We start from the raw sequence: 22,077 nt of genomic DNA on the forward strand, positions 1-22,077 counted from the left end.
AGGATAAGGACATCTAAACCTGCCATTTGGAAGGTAACGACCTAGTGTGCTTTTTTAGCAGACTTCTTAGCTGATTACTGCTTCGTAGCCCACAAGCGTTGGAAACGGTGCTAACTTTTGAGCCGCTGGTTAAAAGCTGGATGGCCCGTTCTACCCTGAGTTTTTCAAGATAAAGACCAACAGTTATGCCAGTTACTTTCTTAAATAGTCTTGTGAGGTTTCTAGGGCTCATATGAACATTTTCGGCTAATTCCTCAATCTTTACCTTTCTACCCAGATTTTGAGCCAGAGCATCCTGGACTTGATGTACCCTATTGTCCATATGGTTTCTATACTGAAGAAAAACGCTTAATTGGGGATCACTTTCAGTGCGTCGTAGGTAAATCACCACTGCTTTTGCAATTTTTGTGGCAAATACTGGCCCAAAAAGCTCTTCCAGGATGAATAGGGCCAAATCTATTCCTGAGGAGACCCCTGCACTGGAATAAAGCGTGCCGTCTTTTACAATAAGTCGGTCTGACAATAATTTGGTAGAGGGAAATCGATTTTGAAAATCCTCCAAATATTTCCAGTGGGTGGTACAATTTTTATGATCCAGGAGGCCTGAAAAGGCTACGAGGTATGCCCCTGTGCAAACCGAACATATTCGGGCCCCATTTTGATTCTGTCTGTTGAGCCATTCAAGGAACTCGGCTATTTCATCGGTATAACCCTCGGCTAAAAAGAGATGGGACTCCAATCCCGGGATGAACAACAGATCATGTAGACCCAATTCGTGCGAGGAATAGGAATCCAGATTTCCCAGACTTACACCGGTACAGGTAACTTCTTCTTTGGTTTGGGATAGACTGAGGTAATGCGTTGTGATGGATGCACCATATTCGTTAGCTTCATAAAACAAATGGGCAGGACCGGCAAAGTCCAGTAGTTGCACCTCAGGTGGAATTAGAAAAAAAGCTTTGTATGAAGTGTCGTTTAGCATCCCGATTTAAATTCCAACACCACAAAAATAGCCGTTATCCAATTAGTGGTGGATAACGGCCATGCTTAAATTGTAAAATCTTCTAACCTAAAAAGGGGTACCTATAATCTTCAGGAGTCACAAAAGTCTCTTTAATCAATCTTGGAGAGACCCAGCGCAACAGGTTTTGGGCAGAACCTGCTTTGTCATTGGTTCCAGAAGCTCTCGCTCCACCAAAGGGCTGTTGGCCCACAACAGCTCCGGTCGGTTTATCATTTATGTAGAAGTTTCCAGCACAATTTTGCAATGCTTTGGTAGCTTCGTCAATGGCATATCGGTCAGTTGACAAGACTGCTCCGGTTAAGGCGTATTCGGATGTGCCATCCACTAACTCCAGGGTCTTGCCCCAATCTGCGTCCTCATAAACATAGACGGTGACCACGGGACCAAAAAGTTCCGTACACATGGTGGTGTATTTTGGGTCTTGGGTCAAAATAACAGTTGGCTCTATAAAGTATCCCTTGGATTTGTCGTAACCTCCACCGGCAATGATTTCGGCATTATCATCTGCTTTGGCCTGATCAATGTATTTTGCCAATTTATCAAAAGACCCTTCATGGATTACAGCAGTGATAAAATTGCTCATATCTGCTGGCGAACCTGGTTTGTTAAAGGAGTCAACGTCGGCCTTTACCAAACCAAGAATTTCGTCTGCCGTTGATTTTGGCAGGTAAACCCTGGAGGCGGCACTACATTTCTGTCCCTGGAACTCAAATGCGCCTCTGACAATGGCTGTCGCCACCTGGGCGGGTTTCGCTGATGGATGTGCCAAGATAAAATCCTTGCCACCCGTTTCCCCAACTATCCTAGGATAGGTTTTGTAGGAGTGGATATTGTTTCCGATCTGTTTCCATAATTCTTTGAATACAAATGTTGAGCCGGTAAAGTGAAGTCCAGAGAAATCTGGATGGGCCAATACAGTTTCTGTTACCATTATGGGATCTCCCATCACCATATTGATAACTCCATCAGGAAGTCCAGCTTCCTTAAAGACATCCATGATTACTTTGGCGGAGAATACTTGGCTATCACTTGGCTTCCAAATGACCACATTGCCCATCATGGCCGCACTGGCTGGAAGATTTCCTGCTATTGCGGTAAAATTGAAAGGGGTGATGGCATATACAAAACCTTCCAACGGTCTGTATTCTACCCTGTTCCAGATACCATCTGCAGACTCTGGTTGTTCAGAATAGATTTGAGACATGTATTCCACATTGAAACGAAGAAAATCAATGAACTCGCAGGCCGCATCAATTTCGGCTTGATGAATGGTTTTGGATTGCGCAATCATAGTGGCCGCATTGATTTTAGCGCGGTAAGGACCGGCAACTAGGTCTGCCGCTTTTAAGAAAATGGCTGCCCGCTGTTCCCAAGTAAGATTGGCCCATTTTCCCCTGGCTTCCAATCCATTGGCGATGGCTTTTTCCACATGTTTTTTTTCGGCCAAATGGTAGGACCCCACCACATGCGCATGCTGGTGCGGGGGTGACATGGTTTGGGTGTTCCCGGTCTTGATTTCTTCAGCACCTACATACAAAGGAACTTCGACCTTTCCGTTGTAATAGGCATCATACTGTTGCAGCACTTCTTCCCTTTCAGGAGTGCCAGGAGCATAACTTTTAATAGGTTCATTATATGCTGTTGGAACCTGAAAAAAACCTTTTCCCATAGTGGAGATTTTACGAGTTAAAAATTCCACCAAAGGTAGTAAAGAAAAGACGATTATTTGATTATAAATTATTTGTCTACGAACGAAGATATTTTATATATCCGTTTAGGGAATAGATAACATTGTCGACAAGTTTTTTACCTTTTTCAATTTCTTCTTCAGATATCTTTTTTTCATCTAAACAGGTAATGAGGTCATCTTTGATTTCAAAAAGGGAGCCCCTACTTATTCTGCAGAACTGTATATTTTCTTTGTAATGAAACCTGCCAAACTCCTCAGCTATGTTACGGGTGGTGGAGCGAGCCGCTCTTCTTAGATTTTGGACCATATCGAAATCTTTTGGATCAATGCTTTTTTGAATAAAAGCTTGGGTCCATAATCTGACCTTGCAACATTTCTGCCAACATTCCAATTCCTCAAAAGAAACATAGCGCGCCATGCTGACCGCAATTTAGGCGGGGTCAATAATTAATAATAACATAAATTAATCAATAATTAATTGATGGCAAACGGAGCTGAAAATTTAAAGGTGGGAATTTCCACTTCAAACTCTTCCGTGGAGCTGAAATTTACCATTTCATAATGCCCCCTCATGGCTCCTATAGGAGAAGTCAAAAGGCAGCCAGAGCTATAGGTGTGGGATTTTCCGGGCTTAATTACCGGTTTCTTTCCAACAACACCTTCCCCGTCCACGGTTTCCATTTCTTTCAAGGCATCAAAAATATCCCAATGACGTGCGGTTAATTGCACAGCGTCCTTGCTCTGATTTTCAATAGTGATGGTATAGCCAAAAGCATAGTGCATTTTGTAGTTTTTGAAAAACGTGCCTTCAAAAGAGGTTTGCACCGATACCTTTATTCCTTTTGTGATCTGAGTGAACATAATCCTAATACGTAAAAACACTTCCGGTGAACAGTCCAATCAGCACAAAAAGCGCCAAGAAGGCAAATATAGTGTTCAGAAAGATGTATTTGACAATTGTTTTAAATCGTCCCTGCCCATAGAATCTTCTCATGGCCTTGTACAGATAGAAACTGAAGATCAGTAAAAAAATAGCCGCACTTGACGTCTTGAAAATCGAATCTATTATTAGGCTAAGGATGAGCAAGATAAATAATAATGACTGGTTGTGAAAACTAAAGATCAGATGATCGGTGTAGGTATATTTTTTCCTGATGTATACCATCCAAATGAAGACCGTGAACAAGGGGAGGAAGAAGAATATAACGAATGGCAACTTGGCGATGGTGGCATTTACAAAACTTCCGGGCTCTTTGATTACCCTCAACAAACTGCTTGTTGAGCTATAAGCGATTCTTGAGGAAAGCGCGCCATCTACCCCGTATTCCCGCTGGGCCTCTTCATAATTGGTCAGGGAGTCGCGTTGGATCATATTGGAGAAGAATTCCATTTTTGATACCAGGCCGCCAACACCAGATTTGTTTTTTAGTTTTTTGAAATACGTTTTTGGGTCGGCCAGCATAATGGAATCTTTCCTTGCTTCGTTCTCAACGAATTGGCCATTGAATACACCTAAAGAATCTAAGTATTGAATCTGTTTTGAGGCCGGGACGTCGGTAAGTCCCATAGAGTCCATTTCCTTTAGGCTTTGGGAAACTTGTTCTTTAATTTTGGTGCTATCCCCTAAAACACCTCCAGAAACCAAATCCAAAGAAATGGGGTTGTCCGAGGTCATGTTTGGTTTTAATTTTTCGGCAGCCTTGTCCCAATTGCTGAAATTGTTGTTATAGGAGAATAACAGAAGATAAAGAAAGGCAAGGCTCAGAAGAAACCGAAACGGATTGGTGTAGGTAATCCTTTTTCCCTCCACGTAGTGTTTTGTAATAGTTCCTGGCCTTAGCAGCATGGCATAAAGGGTCTTCAACAACTTGGAATCGTAATTGATGAGACTTGAAAAAAATTCGTCCCAAAAATCTTTTAGAACCAACTTTTTGGTGCTATTGGCCTGCGAGCAATTGGGGCAGTATTTATCACTGATGTCAAGAGGGTGTTCGCAGTTCAAACATTTGTTGCCCCTAAATTTCAGCTCGTATCGCCCTTTGGAAATTAAGCTTGGTTTGTTTCCCATTTCCTGATGGAGGTTATGGGCTAAAGATAATTAATTGCTGATATTTCTGGAGTTGACAGACCCTATTCCGATAATGCTATCGTACATATCACCAAAATCGCGGTAGTACACCAGTATTAGATAGTTGTTTTCTGTAAAATGAAAGTTTCCCCCAATGTGGTTGAGCTCTACGCTGCCATCTTGACGCTCTAGGACGTACTTGTAGTTGTAAAAGCCCTGTTTAATTGGGAAAGTGACCTCCATTTTTCCTGTTTCCTCATTGAAGGTCATTTGATTTTCATCTTCAAGGGCATAGTTGTTGAACTTTCCAAAAACATAGACTTTGTCCAATCCAATTTCATTGGAATACGGGAGGCTAAAATGGACTTTAGAGTATTCTGCCTCGCGGGAAACATCTTCACCTTGAAGGGTTCTAACCACAAAATCTCCATTGATATCCGGGAAATAGGTATAGGTTTGGTCGTAGCGATACTCGTTTGTGAATAAATAATGGTTATATAGGTCTTTAAATTCCACCTTGGAAATGGCAAAGGTAGGCGACCTCAAATCCTTGGTGTCGAAGTTTAGAAATTCGTTTCCCCCGAAAAAACTGGTTTCCTGATCATATTTATATACGAGTTCCGTGCCTATGGTAAATTGAGGTTTTATGTTGTACAGGGCCGTTGGCCAGAAGTGGTTTTGCAGAATGGCCACTTTTACTTCCCTTTTCGGGTTCACCACAGGAAAACCTGCTGTGTTGATCCTAAACTGCACAACCTGTTTTTCGTTAAGATAGTTGAAGTCCCTAGATCGCTTTATGGTACCTCCAACCCTCACTAGGTCCCTATACACAACAAATCTTCTGGAGAACTGGAGTTCTCCATGCATATTGTAGATTTCAATAAGGTAATTCCCGCTTACCTTTAAGCCAACGTTCTGATTGGGAATGGTCAATCTGTAGTTGGAATAAGGCTGTAAGGTGTTATAACTGTTCTCGTAGTCGATAATACGTTGATTGTCCGCTCCTACAAGGTATTGGGATTTCAGCAGCTGGGAAGGTGTCCAATCGTAATCGCAATGGATGATTTTATAGTAGTAATCCTGTTCACTTGCGGTAAGGTCATCAAACTCCAAGGTCATGGACTCGCCGAGCTTCATAACCGGAAATTGGTCCTCTGTGGGTCCACGGAAAACAATGGTTTTAATATTGGATGGAGGGTTGACTTCTTCCTGTACTTGGGCAAGAAGCCCTGAAACCATGAAGAAACAGAAAAAATGTTTGATCAATAAGCGCATAAAGTGCCTAAATTTTGGGTAAAGGTAAACAAAATGTATGCCGTACAAATTTAGCTCGATGTAATCCCATTTTTATGGTCAATTATTATGAAAACTACCCTTTTAATGCTAAATTTGCCTGCGATTTTTGATAACACTAAGGTCTACAACAATATGTCTAAAGACATCCGGATTAAGAAAGGGTTGAACATCAACCTTGTCGGGGCAGCAGAACAGACTACTTCCAAAGCCGTTTTAAGTAACGTATATGCCCTAAACCTAGACGATTTTCACGGAATAACCCCTAAAATGTTGGTCAAGCAAGGTGCTGAGGTCAAGGCAGGGGAACCACTATTTTTCAACAAAAGCCAGGAGGACATGCTATTTGTGTCCCCGGTAAGTGGTGAATTGGTTGAAATTGTTCGAGGTGCTAGAAGACGAATACTCACGCTCAAGATTTTGGCTGACAAAACTCAGGAATATGTAGCGCACGGTCCATTGGATTTAGCTGCTATGGACGCCGAAAGCTTAAAGGCGTTTTTGTTGAAATCGGGAGTTTGGCCTTTCGTGAAACAAAGACCTTATGATATCATAGCAAATCCTGAGTCAACACCCAAGGCCATTTTTATTTCGGGCTATACTACAGCTCCTTTGGCAGCCGAGTCGGATTATGTGTTGCAGGGAAAAGAAGCAGAGCTTCAAGCTGCGATTACGGCTTTAGGCAAGCTTACTCCAGGGAAAGTACATGTCTCAGTTGGTAAATCGGACAACTCACCCTTGGAAAAGATGCAGGGGATTACCTTACATAAGGTATCCGGTCCACATCCGGCCGGTCTGGTGGGGACACAAATCAACAAAATAGACCCAATAAATAAGGGAGAGGTGGTTTGGACCATTGCTCCACAAGACCTAATCATCATCGGAGAGCTTTTGCTTACAGGGAAGTTCAACGCAGAGCGTACGATTGCACTTACGGGATCCGTTGTGAAGGCACCTAAATACTACACAACCAAAATAGGTGCAGAGATTTCTACCTTCCTATATGCAAGTGGAGTACATCAAGATAACTACAGATTGATTAATGGCGATGTCCTTACCGGGGCAAAGTCACATCCAGAAGGATATCTTGGTTTTTACAACAATACGGTTACCGCAATTCCGGAAGGGGATGATTATGAGTTTTTTGGATGGAACAAACCTATTTTCAATAAGGTTTCAACTACTAGGGCATTGACCTTTTCTTGGATGCAGCCTAAAAAGAAATACGACCTCACTACCAATACCAACGGAGAGCATAGAGCTTTTGTGGTTACCGGGCAATACGAACAGGTCTTCCCAATGGATATTTACCCCTTGCAGCTTTTAAAAGCTTGTATGGTTAAGGATTTGGATGAAATGGAACAACTGGGATTATATGAGGTGGCTCCAGAGGACTTTTCGCTAACAGAGTTTATTTGTATTTCCAAGCAGCCGCACCAACAGATTATCAGGGAAGGATTGGATTTATTACATCAAGAAATTGGATAATATGGGATTGAAAGAAAAATTACATCAAACCAAACTAAAATACCAGGGGAAAAAGATGGCCCCTGCCTTCAACGCCATTCATACGTTTTTATACGCACCCAATGAGACAACCCATTCCGGGTCCCATGTGAGAGGTGCTGATGATTTAAAGCGAACCATGAACACGGTTATCATGTCTTTGGTGCCCTGTTTGATTTTTGGGATGTTCAATGCCGGATATCAGCAATATGCCGCTATAAATGGATTCCCAGCAGACTTTTCCATCATGGAGCACTTCTTGACCTGGGATAACTTTTTGATCGGGGCCGCAACGATTTTACCATTGGTCGTGGTTTCTTATGGTATCGGATTGGCCGTTGAATTTGTTTTTGCGGTAATAAAAGGACATGAAGTAGAGGAGGGATATTTGGTCACCGGAATGTTGGTGCCCTTGATCGTCCCTGTGGACACACCGCTATGGATGTTGGCCATCGCCGTAATCTTCGGAGTGGTCATTGGTAAAGAGGTTTTCGGGGGTACGGGAATGAATATATTGAATCCGGCCCTTACAATAAGAGCTTTCTTGTTTTTTGCTTATCCAACCTGGATGAGTGGTGACAAGGTATGGGTGCACGGTGCTGTGGACGGTGTAACCAAAGCGGGCTCAACGGATGCCATTTCTGGAGAAACGGTATTGGGGTATTTGGCGCAGGGCAATACGGCGGAAATGGCCCAAAAATATGACTTGGCCGATATGTTCTTCGGATTTATCCCAGGCTCTGTTGGTGAGACTTCTACATTTTTGATTCTATTGGGCGGTTTGTTCCTGATTTTCTCAAAAATCGCTTCCTGGAGGATTATGCTGAGCGCAGTGTTGGGGTCTTTGGCCATGGGACTTATCTTTAATGGTATTGTTGCTGCCGAATGGATTCCTGAATATAGCAAGTTCTACAGCTTAATGAGCTTCGAATATTGGCAGCATTTATTGGTGGGAGGTCTAGCCTTCGGTATTGTCTTTATGGCCACCGATCCGGTGACGGGTTCGCAGACCAATAGAGGGAAATGGATTTATGGATTTTTGATCGGATTTATGTCCGTAATGATACGGGTGTTCAATCCGGGATACCCGGAAGGGGTCTTCTTGGCCATTCTGCTGATGAATGTATTTGCACCTACCATTGATCACTATGTGGTTCGTGGAAACATCAAGAGAAGAATGAAACGTTTGAAAAACGCCACCATCTATCCAAAGGTAACAGAGGGGGCTGAAGCATTAAAAACGGAAACAGTTTAGGTATGGCAATGAATACGGAAAAAAACAGCTACACTGTCATTTTTGCTGCCGTAATGGTAGTTATCGTAGGTTCCCTTTTGGCATTCTTGGCCTCGGGATTACGACCTAGAATCGATGAGAATGAACGCTTTGAAAAACAGCAGAACATCCTATATGCCATGGGTGTGAACCAAAATGAAGGAGCTGGAAGCGTTAACTTCATCCCAACCAATGTTGTGGAGGAAGAGTTTGGGAAGTACATCAAGAAACAATTGGTCGTTGTAGGTACTGAAGGAACCGAAAAGGAAGAGGCCTACTTGATCGATATGAAAAAACAACTGAATCTCATCAAAAATGGTGATGAGGCAGAGTTGCCTTTGTTTATTGGAGAAAAGGAAGGGAAAGAATACTACATCATTCCAATGTACGGTAAAGGACTTTGGGACGCCATTTGGGGTTTCATTTCTTTGGATAAGGATATGGTGGTTCAAGGTGTGGTGTTTGATCATAAAGGAGAAACTCCTGGTTTGGGAGCCAATATCAAGTTGCGCTATTTCATGGACGATTTTGTAGGGGAATCTGTGTTGGACGGAAACCGATATGCCGGAATTTCTGTTGTGAAAGGCAACAACGATCCCTTGAACAACGACAAAGAAGATAACGAGGTGGATGCCCTCGCAGGAGCTACCATCACAGGAAACGGGGTGACGGCAATGATCAAGGAGACCCTGAAGTTATACAAACCTTATTTAGAAACAATTAGAACCAAGTAATATGGCGCTACTTTCAAAAAAAGATGCAAATCTAATTTTAGATCCTTTGGCGGATAATAATCCTATTACCATTCAGGTATTGGGTATCTGTTCCGCCTTGGCGATTACGGCAGAGTTAAAGGCGTCCGTAGTTATGGCCATTTCGGTAATTTTTGTGTTAGGTGTGGGTAACGTTGTGATTTCGCTCTTGCGAAATATCATACCATCCAAAATCCGGATTATCGTACAATTGATTGTTGTAGCTACCTTGGTTATTGTAGTGGACCAGGTGTTGAAAGCTTTTGCGTATGAACTGAGCAAGACGTTGGCTGTTTTTGTGGGATTGATCATTACCAACTGCATTATCATGGGACGCTTTGAGGCATTTGCCCTAGGTAACGGACCATGGAGATCGTTCTTGGACGGAATTGGGAACGCCCTTGGGTATGGGGTTATCCTGATTATCGTAGGATTCTTTAGGGAGCTTTTGGGCTCAGGGACACTTTTCGGTATGCCGGTTTTAGGGGACCCTATTGCCAAAACCGGATTATACGCCACAGGATATGAGAACAATGGATTCATGATTATTCCCCCAGCAGCGCTAATAGTTGTGGGAATCATTATCTGGGTACAGCGTTCGAGAAACAAAGCATTAATTGAAGAAGCTTAAATAAGAGGATATGTTAGAGCATTTAGAATTGTTTTTTAAGTCCATCTTTATAGACAACATGGTATTTGCGGTCTTTTTGGGAATGTGTTCCTATTTGGCCGTATCAAAAAAGGTTTCCACTGCGGTGGGATTGGGAGCTGCGGTCATCTTCGTATTGGCCGTAACCGTTCCGTTGAACTGGTTGTTGGATCAATACCTATTGCGTGATGGTGCTTTAGTTTGGTTGGGTCCAGAATATGCGGATTACAATCTGAGCTTCCTATCGTTTATCCTGTTTATCGCTACCATTGCTACCATGGTGCAATTGGTGGAGATCGTAGTAGAGAAATTCTCGCCATCCCTGTATAATTCCTTGGGTATTTTCTTGCCGTTGATTGCGGTGAATTGTGCCATCTTGGGAGGTTCGCTTTTCATGCAGGCTAGGGAGATTCCAAGTTTGGGACTGGCTTTTAATTACGGGGTGAGTTCAGGAATAGGCTGGTTCTTGGCTATTTTGGCCATTGCCGCCATTAGGGAAAAAATTAGATATTCCAACGTTCCTGCCCCGCTTCGAGGATTGGGAATAACCTTTATCATTACGGGTTTAATGGGTATTGGGTTCCAAAGTTTTGGTGGAATGCTAACGGGCGATAACGAGCCGCCAGAACCAACAGAAAACAATGCGGCCGAATTGACCCCTGAAAAAGAATTGGAAAAGGAGATGGAAGAAGATGAAAAAACTGTCTCTTATAACGAAGTTGTAAATAAATAAGCATGATTTTAGCCACAAGTACAGGAGGTACCATACTAATTACCGTTGTAGCGTTTCTAATCTTATTGTTGCTTTTGGTGGCGCTTTTGCTGTTCACCAAGGAAAAATTGTCCCCTTCGGGACCTGTTACCATCACCATTAATGGTGAAAAGCAGATTGAGGTACCATCGGGGAGTTCATTGTTGTCGACCCTAGGGAACCAAAAGGTATTCTTGCCATCAGCCTGTGGAGGTGGTGGAACATGTATCCAGTGCGAGTGCCATGTGCATTCCGGTGGAGGAGAGGCCTTACCTACGGAAACACCTCATTTTTCTAAAAAGGAATTGAATTCCGGAGCTCGATTGGCTTGCCAGGTAAAGGTGAAGCAGGATATGGATATTTCCATACCAGAGGAAGTCTTCGGTATTAAGAAATGGGCGGCCAAAGTCGTAAGAAACTACAATGTGGCATCCTTTATCAAGGAATTTGTTGTAGAGATTCCTGAGGAAATGAACTACAAGGCCGGAGGATATATCCAAATTGAAATTCCGCCTTGCGAGGTAAAATATTCAGATATAGATATTACCGCTCACCCGGAAGAGCATGAGACTCCGGACAAGTTTCAGAACGAATGGGATAAATTCAACTTATGGCCCTTGGTCATGAAAAATCCTGAAACTGTTGAACGAGCCTATTCCATGGCTTCCTACCCAGCTGAAGGAAGGGAAATCATGTTGAATGTGCGTATCGCCACTCCACCATGGGATAGATCTAAGAATGGATGGATGGACGTAAACCCTGGTGTTGCATCCTCCTACATCTTTGGATTGAAACCAGGAGACCCGGTAACCATTTCAGGTCCTTTCGGTGAATTCTTTATCAATGAGTCGGAAGCCGAGATGTTGTACGTTGGTGGTGGTGCAGGTATGGCGCCAATGCGCTCGCATTTGTACCATTTGTTCAGAACTTTAAAGACCAACAGAAAGGTCACCTATTGGTATGGAGGTCGTTCCAAAAGAGAGTTGTTCTATATTGAGCATTTCAAGGATTTGGAACGTAACTTCCCTAACTTTAAGTTCTATATGGCGCTTTCAGAGCCTTTGGAAGAAGATAACTGGAAGGTTAAAAAAGATATCAATGATGAAGAAGGCGATGGTTTTGTTGGATTCATCCACAATTGTGTGATTGATAATTACTTAGACCATCATGAGGCTCCTGAGGATATCGAATTGTATTTCTGCGGTCCACCATTAATGAACAAGGCTGTTCAGAAAATGGGTGAGGATTTTGGTATCCCGGACGAGAATATCAGATTTGATGACTTTGGAGGATAATTTCTTTGCAACCATCACCTCGAGCCACAACTCTGAGTTTACAACAGGGACTGTCTAGAGGTAAACAATACACCCAACCGATGCGAAAGTGTCGGTTTTTTTATGGAAAACAGAAGGGAACTTACAGAACAGGAACTGCACAATTTGGCAATGAATATTGTGGGAAAACAATTGGAAGCCGATGGTTTTGAATTTATGGCCATCAATAGCAAGCCAAAGAAGAATCCACAGTATGTATGTCTAAAGGAAAAAATACTACATTTTATTGTGGTTAGAAATGTTGTGCACCCAAATGATCCTAGGAATTATGACGAAGAACTGATGCAAAAGGTGAAGAACCATGCCGTTAAATTCGAGGCCAAAACCTATTTTGCCGGGGTAGGATTGTCAAACGCATCGGACCAAGTACTTCCTGTTTATTTGAATGAAGAATATATAGTGGATTACCAAGGCCTTATTGAAATCTGATTATGAAAACTATTTTCAGCTGTATTAGCATATTGTTTCTCCTTTTGACAAGTTGTGATGATGGACAACGGGTTAAGAATCAAAATGTGGGAAACGCATTGGGCACCACCTATTCCATTATCTATATTGCCGATCAGGAATTGGATTTTCAGCAAGAGATTGACTCGGTGTTTCAAGTCGTTAACAAATCACTTTCCACCTATATTCCAACCTCTGATATTTCCAAAATCAACAATGGGGATTCCACCTTGGTGGTAGACCATATGTTTCAAGAAGTTTTTAAGGCATCCACTAAGGTGTTTAAAGCTTCCAATGGAGCTTTTGACCCTACTATAGGGGTGTTGGCCAATGCTTGGGGTTTTGGACCGGGGGAACAGCTGGAGTTGGATAGTTTGAAGGTGGATAGTCTACTGTCTTACGTCGGTTGGGACAAGGTACACCTCAATCCAGACCATACTATCTCCAAACAACATCCAGCAATAAGGTTCGACTTTAATGCGGTGGCCAAGGGCTATGCCATTGACAGATTGGGTGCCATGCTGGATGTCAAAGGAATACAAAACTACCTGGTTGAAGTAGGAGGGGAGGTCCTTACCAAGGGGCAAAACCTGATTTCAGAAAAAAAATGGAGTGTTGGGATAGACGATCCCCAGGTTGAATTGGGGCGGCAATTGAAGTTGATCGTATCATTGGAGGATAGGGCCATGGCTTCGTCCGGCAACTACAGAAAATTCAGGATAGACCCCGAAACGGGCAAAAAGTACGTCCATACCATAGATCCTAAGACGGGCTATACCAAAAACTCTAGCGTGCTTGCCGCCAGTGTTGTTGCCCAAACTTGCGCGGAAGCTGATGCCTTTGCGACTGCGTTCATGGCAATGGACTTGAAAGATTCCAAACAATTGCTGAAAGAAAACAATCAGCTTGAAGCCTATATCATTTACTTAGATGGGAGTGGAAATACCCAAGAGTTCATGACCCAGGGATTCGAAATACTAACCAAGAATTAGAGTTTAGTCACAACAGGAATAACCTCTCCTTGGGCCAAACGGTAGCGATTTACCTCATCCTTGGAAAGTGCCGCGGTGTAATCCACTTCCTCCACCTTGAACCCCACACTTCTTAGTTTATCAAAATAATCCCTGCCATAGATTCGTACGTGATCGTACTGACCGAAGATTCGTGCCCGTTCCTTTTTATCCGTAATGGAATCGTCCTCAAATGTTTTTTCCCTTTTTAAGTCCTGTGGAATTTGAAAAATTCCCCATCCGCCAGGTTTGAGTACCCGAAACAGTTCCTGCATTGCCTTGGTATCATTAGGGATATGTTCCAGTACATGGTTGCAAAGTATAACATCAAAAGAATTGCTTTCAAACGGAAGGTTACAGATGTCCGCCTTGACATCGGCGAGTGGCGAATTCAAATCTGTGGTGGTATAGTTGAGATGCTTTAACGCTTTAAAACGTTTGTGAAAAGCCTGCTCTGGAGCGAAATGGAGAAGACTATGCGGCTTGGAAAAGAAAGGAGTCTCATTTTTTAAATACAACCATAACAGGCGGTGCCTTTCCAAGGAAAGAGTGGAGGGTGACAATACATTTTCCCGAGGATTTTCGTAACCATAAGGTAAGAACTTCTTGAAGCTTTTTCCATCTATGGGATCGGTGAACCTATCTCCTTTGAGGAAGATTGTTACAAGTGGTCTAACCCAATAGCTCACCCTTATGAGAATAGGTCGGGGAACCAGATTAAGAAAAAATTTAAATAGTTTGGACACGTTGTAAATTGGTTTTACACTGATTTTAATTCCATAAGCTTGGTATAGAAATTCCCAATTGTAACACTATGACACGAATTAAAAAGTTTAGAATGCTAACTTCTGACTCCTGAATTCATTTTCCTCATCAGAAGTAACGCCCAAAGCATCATAGATATACTGGAATGTGGATAACAACTCTGGCTTCCCGTCCACAAGTGCAACATCATGTTCAAAATGGGCACTGGATTTTCCGTCCGCCGTTAAAATGGTCCAACCGTCATTTAATTGTTTGATTCTACGAGTCCCCATATTGATCATAGGCTCAATGGCCACCACCATGCCATTTACGAATTTTTTACCTCTTCCACGCTTACCGTAATTGGGCATTTGAGGGTCTTCGTGAAGCTCAGTGCCCAAACCGTGACCTACGAGTTCCCTGACTACGCCATAACCGTGGGTTTCGCAGTAGTTCTGAATGGCATATCCAACATCTCCTACGCGATTTCCTTCTTTGAACTGACCTATACCTACATACAGGGATTCTTTGGTAACGCGCAATAATTTTTTGGTTTCTTCGGCTACCTCACCTACTTCAAAAGTATAAGCATGATCTCCGTAATACCCATTTTTCAAAGCTCCACAATCTACCGAAATAATATCCCCATCTTTTAAGGTTTCGTTATTCGGTATACCATGTACCACTTGGGAATTGGGACTCCAGTTAAGGGTGTTTGGGAAATCGTACATGCCTAAAAAACCGGGTTCTGCACCTTGTTCCCGAATGAAATCTTCGGCCATTTTATCCAGTTTTAAGGGATTGGCCCCAGGTTTGATTTCACTAGCGAGCATACCCAAAGTTTTGGATACAACCAAGGCACTTTCGCGCATAAGCTCAATTTCCTCTGATGTCTTGATTTTTACCATGGGTGCAAAGATAGCGGAAATCGAAAAATCTCAGCATTAATGGAACCCTAACGTCTTAAACAAGGGAATTTTGAGTCATTAAATCGGGCTGCGGTATTCCCAATAACTTTAGAATGGTGGGTGCGATATCTCCCAAAACTCCATTGTTGATATGTTTTATCTCGCCATCAACCAATATAAGCGGCACGGGGTTGGTAGTGTGGGCTGTGTTTGGACTTCCATCCGGGTTGACCATGGTGTCGCAATTGCCATGATCGGCTATGACTATAGTGGAGTAGCCATTTTCCAATCCTGCGGTAATGACATCTTTCGCACATTCATCCACTGTTTCACAAGCTTTGACCGCCGCTTCCATTACCCCGGTGTGTCCTACCATATCTGGATTGGCAAAATTTAGGCAAACAAAATCTACCTCTCCTTTTTGTAGCTCAGGAACAATGGCGTCCCTGATATCGTAGGCGCTCATTTCCGGCTGTAGGTCATAGGTAGCTACTTTTGGGGAAGGGCATAAAATCCTGTTCTCACCTTTAAAAGGTTCTTCCCTTCCTCCGTTAAAAAAGAAGGTAACGTGTGGGTATTTTTCAGTTTCTGCAATGCGAATCTGTTTCTTGCCATGCTCGGCCAATACCTCCCCAAGGGTGTCTTTTATGTTTTCCTTGTCATACACCACCTTGATGTCTTTAAAAGAATCATCATAATTGGTCAAGGTGACATAGTACAGGTCCAATTTCTTCATGTTATGTTCTGGAAAGTCTTCCTGACTCAAAACTTGAGTAAGTTCCCTGCCTCTATCTGTTCTAAAGTTGAAGAAAACAATAACGTCTCCCTCGGTAATCTTGGCCACTGGATTGGATTCATCATCTGTAAGGACCAATGGTTTTATAAATTCATCGGTAACGCCTTCGTCATAACTTTTTTGCATGGCTTTAGAACTATCTTGAATCTTTTCGCCCTCGTTGTTTACCATTACATCATAGGCAAGCTTTACACGCTCCCATCTCTTATCCCTATCCATGGCATAATACCTACCAATAACCGTGGCCAATTCGGCATTTTTATCGGAACAGTAGTTGTTGAGGTCTTCAAGAAATCCTTTTCCACTCTTGGGGTCAACATCTCGTCCGTCCATAAAAGCGTGTACATAAGAGTTTTGAACACCACTTTGGTCTGCAGTTTTTATCAGGGCCTTGAGGTGGTCAATATGGCTATGGACCCCACCATCACTGACCAAGCCCAAAAAATGCACTGGTTTTTGGTTGGATTTGGCATAGTCGAAAGCATCTTGTAAGACTTTTTCCTTTTTTAGGGTATCCTCTTGGACGGCTTTATTGATCTTGGCCAAATCTTGATACACGATCCTTCCTGCTCCCAAGTTCATATGGCCAACCTCACTATTTCCCATTTGCCCTTCCGGAAGCCCTACATTCATTCCATCCGTGAGTAAATCCGCATTGGGGTATTTTACATATAGTGAATCTATAAATGGGGTATGGGCTTGCTCAATGGCTGAAACTTTTGGGTCGGGTGATTTTCCCCAACCGTCCAAAATCATAAGAATTACCTTTTTGTCCATGCTGTACATTTGAATCCCAAAAATAGAATGATTTGGCTGGATGCCCTAGTCTTTCTGGGGTTTTCTGCTCGTCGATTTGTTAATAATTTATGTTAAAAAAAAGGCCGTTGTTAAAGTTTAGTTATTTAAGTGTTAATCCTGTAACATTTCGTGATGTGGGCAGTCTATTTTTATATCATATTCATCTATAATCAAAAATTATTCATCATGAAAAAAACAATTCTAAGTGTGGCTGCGGCATGTATGTTCGTAGTTGCAGGCGTTAGTGCCAACGAATCAACAACAATTGCCATGGAGAACGCGGTTTCGGTGGTAATCCCTGCAGAAGTGAACTCTTTTTGCAAGGCTATCATGAAAGGTGACATCGACACGGTAAAGAAACTAATTGACCTAGGAGAGGACGTGAACAAAAAATCCATGGGAATGGCTCCCATTCATTTTGCGGCGCGTTACAACAAGACCGATATTCTTGAACTACTTATTGCCAACGGTGCCAACGTTAGAAAAAAGTGTGATAAAGGATATACTGCAAAAAAGTACGCTGAGCTTTCCAATGCAACAGAGGCTTTGGCAGTAATAAAAGCAGCTATGAAGAAATAAGAAAGGGGTTTATTCATCCAAAACAAAAGGCCCATCCTTTAGGATGGGCCTTTTTGCTCATTTACGTTATAGTGTTCTTGTAAAAGAGAAATCTTTTAAAAATCGAATCCTGTAAAAGCTCGGTACAAAAATGCATACAGCGCCATAGACAAAAGCACGGCACAAAAAATAGCGTACCCTTTTAATAAGACAACCACAAAACTTGGTTTGCAGTCATCGAAAGCTTCGAAATAAAGCTGCTTAAAATGTAATAGTGTTCCCATATGTCCTCTCTTTTGATAGCACAGATGGGTTAAGAAAAGTAATTTTGACTTGGGGTTATACAAAGGTAGTTAAAAACTGCCAATACCCTTTTTTTATCGATGAAGGTGGCAAATCTATCGACCTGAATATTTTTCTATGGCTGCTTTTATCTTTTCAATACGGTTTTCTGGGTCTGGGTGCGTACTTTGGAACTCGGGCACACGGTTTGGACCAGCCGCTGCTTTTAAAATTTCCATTACTCGGATCATTTCATTGGGATCGTAGCCAGATTGAATCATAAACAATACACCCAGTTCATCACTTTCCAGTTCGTCCCCTCTTCCGTTTTTTAGCAAGGTGTTTTGTCCGATACTTCCGACCATACTTCCCATATCCGCACCAACCGTTGCACCCATGGTAAGGGTCTGCCAAAAACTGCTCTCGGCTATGCGCTCGGCGGAATGTCTTCCGATTACATGGCCGATTTCATGTCCTAGAACGCCAGCAAGTTGGGCTTCGGTGAGTTGTGAGAATAGTGCGTAGGTGATAAAGCACTGCCCGCCAGGCAACGCAAAGGCATTGATTGTACGATCATCCGCCAATAAATGAAAGTCGTATTTATAAGGTGTTTCTCTGGCAATACTACTATTTACCAATTTATGACCAACGGCATCCACAAAGGCTTGCATACGTTCATCGGGATAAAGACCTCCGTGTTGCTGTGCCATTTCAGGCGCACTCTGGAGGCCAATGGCAATTTCTTGGTCGGCAGTCATGTTAATGTTCTGGACCCTGCCGGTATACGGATTCTCTTCTTTGTTGTTGCAGCGTTGGATAAAGGCAAATGCCACAATGGCGAGCCCAATAAGGATACGGATTTTCCAGCTTCCTCTTCTCATGATGTTAGTGTTCTTGAAAACTCAAGATACAAAAAAGGCTTATAACAAGTCTTGGTTGATATCCAGAATATTGTCCTGGATATAGGATTTTAGAAAGCCTGTTGTGAAATGTTCACATCCTAAAAAATCCTCGTTTTCAAGAAGTCTAAGGATATTCTTTTTGCGGAAAGCTGTAAGCATTGGAATGGAAATAGGGGCATAGCTGTAGTGCCATGGCTCATACTTGAAACCTCTTCTTTTTGGTTCATCCGTGTATACCAGATAAAACCCAAATCGTTCTGAATTCTCATCCAGCCATTGCTTAAAACCTTCAAAGGGACCCCCAGCTTCAAATTTTTCTGGAACCAAAACATCACCACTCACTTTGGCATACCCATCTATAATGTCTATATCTGTTCCCCAGTGGTGCCTACTTGTGCCCGGAATTGTGGAGTACTCAATTATCTTTTCAATGGCATCCAATGGCTGTATACCCTGATCTTCGGTATACCTTAGGTATTTGCGTTCCCAAATGCCCTCTTGCCGATAAAAGTCACGATAGCTTGAGACCATTTTGATATTGAAACCGTCTGCATAGGCCGCCTTCGCCATTTTACCATACGCAATAGAGGCTTCTTCCCTTAAGTTGACACCTTCGCCAAAAAGTTCGATATCCGCTTTTCCCATAAGTTCCAAAACGGAATATTCGGGGTCAGAAATTTTTGGTATGATAGGAGGGAAGGCGCAGGCCAAACTGGTAACTGAAGCTTTTTTAATGAAAGTCCTTCTTTTCATGAAAACAATTTGAAAGGCAAGTTAAGAAGTATTTTTAAGTCTTAATATGAAGTTTGGATCCCGTTTACTGTGAAATATACAGGTAACCTTGAAATTTTTCCCTAGTATCACTGACCGTCAAGATATAAAAATAGATACCAGCGGATAGACCGGAGCTTCTGCTGATAACCCCATTTCTATTGGATTCCCCCCCAAACTCATTGGCATAGTTCAATTTGGAATACACCAAGACCCCGTAGCGGTTATAAATGTTTAGAATATTATTGGGTGCATTTTCAATACCATCTATCAGTAAAAAGTCGTTGATTCCATCGTCATTAGGTGTCATGAAGTAATTGTCCAGTTCTAAAACCGTAAAAGGTTCCAAGAGATCGTCGGTTCCTCCAAGTGTTATAATTTCGAAATCATCAGGGATAAAAGCTTCCGAGGTTACAGTTCCAGTTTGTAGATTTCCTGAAACGGCCGTATTGCCCAAACCTACCCATTGACTTTCTGTTTTGCTCCAACCAACTACGATTAAATTCTCAATAACTTCACCAAGTAAGCCAACTGCACTATTGGGATCCCATGATAGGGTTACGACTGATTGTTGGGAACCTTCCAATCGCCAGAATTCCAGCTCACTTATCTGCAAATCGTCCTGCTCTTTGAAATCAGTTCGGAACTGTTCCGTAAAGGAATCAGGATTGTTTGGGTCCTCGAAGTAGTAGGCACATTTAGCTAAACTGTTAGCACCGCTGGAAGTCATGGTAAGATATCGCAAAAAATTTCCTTCCCCTACTGGAAAGGTAATCGTTTCTTTGTTTGAAGCTCCTGCATAACCATTAATGTGTGAGGTATTACCTGTTCCGTTATAAAACGAATTTCCTATGAAGTTTAAATAACTGGCCGAGCTATTCTTGGCAGTGAGCACATCTCCAGTAATAAAATTGGCGTTGTTCGTGACCCCTACCCAAGTTTCCAAAAGTAAATCATTGTCCACAACAATTTCGATATCCTGAAAAACAGGACTGGAAGAGCCCGAAACCGTAAGTCTGTTTGTGCTGTAAAATCCTGTTAAACCTTGGTTGTCATCAAAATCACCATCATTGATAACATCCAGATGAAATCCAACATTGGTTGAAGAATGAAATTGAAGGTTTCCAAAATTATGGAATGCATCCTGGGCGAAAACCTGGGATGATATTAGACACCCAATACCAAACATATAAAATTTCATATGTACAATTCGTTGCATCATAACTTATCTAAATGCTTGAAAAATAACTACAATACCATCGGCAAAGCTGTCCGTGTTTAGAGTAAAACCGTTGGAATTGAATCTTAGTACGGTTGCCGATGTCACGCCGAGATTGTTTCCGTTCTGATCGCTGTAACGAAGACCAATACTGTGCGAATTGGAAGCATACCGAGAAATGTCATTAATGGAATTACCACTTCCGCCAACATAGATTACTTGTTCTGCTATAGAGCCACCATCGTTTCTTGCAAAACCATTCATGGAGCCAAATGCGTTGGCGATGCCCCTGTTATTATTGCCTACGGCATTATCGGAATTTATATTGTAATTCTCCACATTGGCATAAGCTGAGAAAGTAACACTGGAAGGTTCAAAGGGAACACCAGTTATTGTACTATTGCCCAATCCTGTAATTTGGAAAGCGCCTACATAACTATTGGCTACATTGGGTACTTCCACCCAAGCTGAATTGCTGTAATAGTGTATGCTTCTAGTTGTGGTGTTATAGACGAAAGAGCCTTCAGTCGGATTTAGGATATTGTTCATCTCCGTTGTAGAGACATTATGGATAGCAACCAAATCACCTGCGGTAGGAGCTTGACCGATAGCCTTAACAGCCGATACCAATAATATGATAATCCAAATTCTTCGCATACTACGGATTTATAGATCTAGAATGGTAAACATGAACTCAGAATTAAACCGATTTCGGTTTCCTCCTCCATTATCGTTGTCGCCAATAATTACTTCAAAACTTGTACTGGTCTGAGCTCGATATGATATGCCAGGGTCATCATTTCCGCCTCCATCTCTACTTGGCTGTGCCAGTTGTATAATATAATTGGCATCACTTACCAATCCTGATGGCAGGTTGACCCTATAGTAGCCGTTGCCAGCTAATTTTGTTACGGTAATACCGGATGTTGCCCTTACCACGCCTCCATTGGAAGCAATTTTTCCGAAGGCCTTGATCGGACTTTCGTAATATGCTCCTCCATTGGCGCCCACGGTAATGCTATTATCGGTTTCTGCACCAACTGTGTTTGCGGTTTGATTGGCGGTTGCTTCATTCGTATAGGTGATAACTCCAGTTGTTGTGTTTTGGGAAAGTGTGGTTACAGTATCATCATCCCCATCTGCAATATCAGCAGGAATCCCAGTAAGACTTCCCCAACTACCATCGAAATCATCTGTAGAGTCAGTATCGAGGTTGGGGAACTCGTTGTTGACGGCCGTGGCGACCTGTGCATCGGTGAGCTGCGTATCGTTGTCGATGTCATCGGCGAATCCGGCGGGCAC

Annotated in this window: 24 protein-coding genes; 9 read left to right on the forward strand and 15 right to left on the reverse strand. The window is 42.5% G+C overall.

All coding sequences use genetic code 11. The annotated features are described in order from the left end of the window. Window positions 1-13: 13 nt before the first annotated feature. The 6 genes from BUC10_RS13630 to BUC10_RS13655 all read right to left on the reverse strand — a co-directional run bounded on the left by BUC10_RS13630 (window position 14) and on the right by BUC10_RS13655 (window position 6,057). Window positions 14-982: a GlxA family transcriptional regulator gene (locus BUC10_RS13630; RefSeq protein ID WP_073180601.1), complete on the reverse strand. Its 969-nt coding sequence runs from the start codon at window positions 980-982 to the stop codon at window positions 14-16. An 82-nt stretch (window positions 983-1,064) separates the two neighbouring features. Beyond that, window positions 1,065-2,693 carry an L-glutamate gamma-semialdehyde dehydrogenase gene (gene pruA / locus BUC10_RS13635; RefSeq protein WP_073180603.1) on the reverse strand — a complete coding sequence of 543 codons (1,629 nt, stop codon included), beginning with the start codon at window positions 2,691-2,693 and terminating at the stop codon, window positions 1,065-1,067. Window positions 2,694-2,769: 76 nt separating this feature from the next. Beyond that, window positions 2,770-3,132 carry a four helix bundle protein gene (locus BUC10_RS13640; RefSeq protein WP_073180605.1) on the reverse strand — a complete coding sequence of 121 codons (363 nt, stop codon included), beginning with the start codon at window positions 3,130-3,132 and terminating at the stop codon, window positions 2,770-2,772. Window positions 3,133-3,188: 56 nt separating this feature from the next. Next, a complete protein-coding gene (gene apaG / locus BUC10_RS13645; RefSeq protein ID WP_073180607.1) occupies window positions 3,189-3,575 on the reverse strand; it encodes a Co2+/Mg2+ efflux protein ApaG in 387 nt (128 codons plus the stop codon). 4 nt (window positions 3,576-3,579) lie between these two features. Continuing rightward, complete coding sequence (locus tag BUC10_RS13650) at window positions 3,580-4,782, reverse strand: DUF3667 domain-containing protein (RefSeq protein ID WP_073180609.1); 1,203 nt, start codon at window positions 4,780-4,782, stop codon at window positions 3,580-3,582. A gap of 30 nt (window positions 4,783-4,812) precedes the next feature. Continuing rightward, window positions 4,813-6,057 carry a type IX secretion system plug protein gene (locus BUC10_RS13655; RefSeq protein ID WP_073180611.1) on the reverse strand — a complete coding sequence of 415 codons (1,245 nt, stop codon included), beginning with the start codon at window positions 6,055-6,057 and terminating at the stop codon, window positions 4,813-4,815. Window positions 6,058-6,210: 153 nt separating this feature from the next. On the opposite strand from BUC10_RS13655, the gene BUC10_RS13660 reads away from it, so the two are divergent. The 8 genes from BUC10_RS13660 (at window position 6,211) to BUC10_RS13695 (ending at window position 13,779) form a co-directional block, all read left to right on the forward strand. Next, window positions 6,211-7,563: a Na(+)-translocating NADH-quinone reductase subunit A gene (locus BUC10_RS13660; RefSeq protein WP_073180680.1), complete on the forward strand. Its 1,353-nt coding sequence runs from the start codon at window positions 6,211-6,213 to the stop codon at window positions 7,561-7,563. A 1-nt stretch (window position 7,564) separates the two neighbouring features. Continuing rightward, window positions 7,565-8,836 carry an NADH:ubiquinone reductase (Na(+)-transporting) subunit B gene (locus tag BUC10_RS13665; RefSeq protein WP_073180613.1) on the forward strand — a complete coding sequence of 424 codons (1,272 nt, stop codon included), beginning with the start codon at window positions 7,565-7,567 and terminating at the stop codon, window positions 8,834-8,836. Window positions 8,837-8,838: 2 nt separating this feature from the next. Beyond that, window positions 8,839-9,588 carry a Na(+)-translocating NADH-quinone reductase subunit C gene (locus BUC10_RS13670; protein ID WP_073180616.1) on the forward strand — a complete coding sequence of 250 codons (750 nt, stop codon included), beginning with the start codon at window positions 8,839-8,841 and terminating at the stop codon, window positions 9,586-9,588. A 1-nt stretch (window position 9,589) separates the two neighbouring features. Beyond that, window positions 9,590-10,237, forward strand: coding sequence for an NADH:ubiquinone reductase (Na(+)-transporting) subunit D (locus BUC10_RS13675; RefSeq protein WP_073180618.1), 648 nt, complete (start codon window positions 9,590-9,592; stop codon window positions 10,235-10,237). 10 nt (window positions 10,238-10,247) lie between these two features. Continuing rightward, window positions 10,248-10,988, forward strand: coding sequence for an NADH:ubiquinone reductase (Na(+)-transporting) subunit E (nqrE, locus tag BUC10_RS13680; RefSeq protein WP_073180620.1), 741 nt, complete (start codon window positions 10,248-10,250; stop codon window positions 10,986-10,988). Window positions 10,989-10,990: 2 nt separating this feature from the next. Continuing rightward, window positions 10,991-12,301, forward strand: a complete 1,311-nt coding sequence (gene nqrF / locus BUC10_RS13685; RefSeq protein ID WP_073180622.1) for an NADH:ubiquinone reductase (Na(+)-transporting) subunit F — start codon at window positions 10,991-10,993, stop codon at window positions 12,299-12,301. Window positions 12,302-12,403: 102 nt separating this feature from the next. Then, complete coding sequence (locus BUC10_RS13690; protein ID WP_073180624.1) at window positions 12,404-12,769, forward strand: Na(+)-translocating NADH-quinone reductase subunit F; 366 nt, start codon at window positions 12,404-12,406, stop codon at window positions 12,767-12,769. Window positions 12,770-12,771: 2 nt separating this feature from the next. Beyond that, a complete protein-coding gene (locus BUC10_RS13695; protein WP_073180626.1) occupies window positions 12,772-13,779 on the forward strand; it encodes an FAD:protein FMN transferase in 1,008 nt (335 codons plus the stop codon). Here the strand turns inward: BUC10_RS13695 and BUC10_RS13700 are convergent. The 3 genes from BUC10_RS13700 to gpmI form a co-directional block, all read right to left on the reverse strand. Beyond that, on the reverse strand, window positions 13,776-14,543 hold the full coding sequence (locus BUC10_RS13700) for a class I SAM-dependent methyltransferase (RefSeq protein ID WP_073180628.1): 768 nt from the start codon (window positions 14,541-14,543) through the stop codon (window positions 13,776-13,778). The two genes, BUC10_RS13695 and BUC10_RS13700, sit on opposite strands and share 4 nt — an antisense overlap. Window positions 14,544-14,630: 87 nt before the next feature. After that, complete coding sequence (map, locus tag BUC10_RS13705; protein ID WP_073180631.1) at window positions 14,631-15,449, reverse strand: type I methionyl aminopeptidase; 819 nt, start codon at window positions 15,447-15,449, stop codon at window positions 14,631-14,633. A gap of 55 nt (window positions 15,450-15,504) precedes the next feature. Then, entirely contained in the window at window positions 15,505-17,022 is a 1,518-nt protein-coding gene (gene gpmI / locus BUC10_RS13710; RefSeq protein ID WP_073180634.1) for a 2,3-bisphosphoglycerate-independent phosphoglycerate mutase, read from the reverse strand. A 207-nt stretch (window positions 17,023-17,229) separates the two neighbouring features. Between gpmI and BUC10_RS13715 the strand changes: the two genes are divergently transcribed. Then, complete coding sequence (locus BUC10_RS13715) at window positions 17,230-17,622, forward strand: ankyrin repeat domain-containing protein (protein ID WP_073180682.1); 393 nt, start codon at window positions 17,230-17,232, stop codon at window positions 17,620-17,622. 95 nt (window positions 17,623-17,717) lie between these two features. Here the strand turns inward: BUC10_RS13715 and BUC10_RS18050 are convergent, their stop codons facing one another. From BUC10_RS18050 to BUC10_RS17860, 6 genes are all read right to left on the reverse strand, one after another. Further along, entirely contained in the window at window positions 17,718-17,885 is a 168-nt protein-coding gene (locus BUC10_RS18050; protein ID WP_313785957.1) for a DUF6747 family protein, read from the reverse strand. Between the two features lie 114 nt (window positions 17,886-17,999). Beyond that, window positions 18,000-18,764, reverse strand: coding sequence for a M48 family metalloprotease (locus BUC10_RS13720; RefSeq protein WP_073180636.1), 765 nt, complete (start codon window positions 18,762-18,764; stop codon window positions 18,000-18,002). A 39-nt stretch (window positions 18,765-18,803) separates the two neighbouring features. Next, complete coding sequence (locus BUC10_RS13725) at window positions 18,804-19,538, reverse strand: M15 family metallopeptidase (protein ID WP_073180638.1); 735 nt, start codon at window positions 19,536-19,538, stop codon at window positions 18,804-18,806. Between the two features lie 64 nt (window positions 19,539-19,602). Continuing rightward, entirely contained in the window at window positions 19,603-20,757 is a 1,155-nt protein-coding gene (locus BUC10_RS13730; RefSeq protein ID WP_245812834.1) for a gliding motility-associated C-terminal domain-containing protein, read from the reverse strand. Window positions 20,758-20,781: 24 nt separating this feature from the next. Beyond that, entirely contained in the window at window positions 20,782-21,432 is a 651-nt protein-coding gene (locus BUC10_RS13735; protein WP_073180640.1) for a hypothetical protein, read from the reverse strand. Between the two features lie 9 nt (window positions 21,433-21,441). After that, window positions 21,442-22,077: hypothetical protein (locus BUC10_RS17860; protein ID WP_165614903.1), on the reverse strand; the 636-nt coding region annotated here is incomplete at its 5' end.

The organism is Flagellimonas flava (assembly GCF_900129665.1).
GTDB lineage: Bacteria > Bacteroidota > Bacteroidia > Flavobacteriales > Flavobacteriaceae > Flagellimonas > Flagellimonas flava.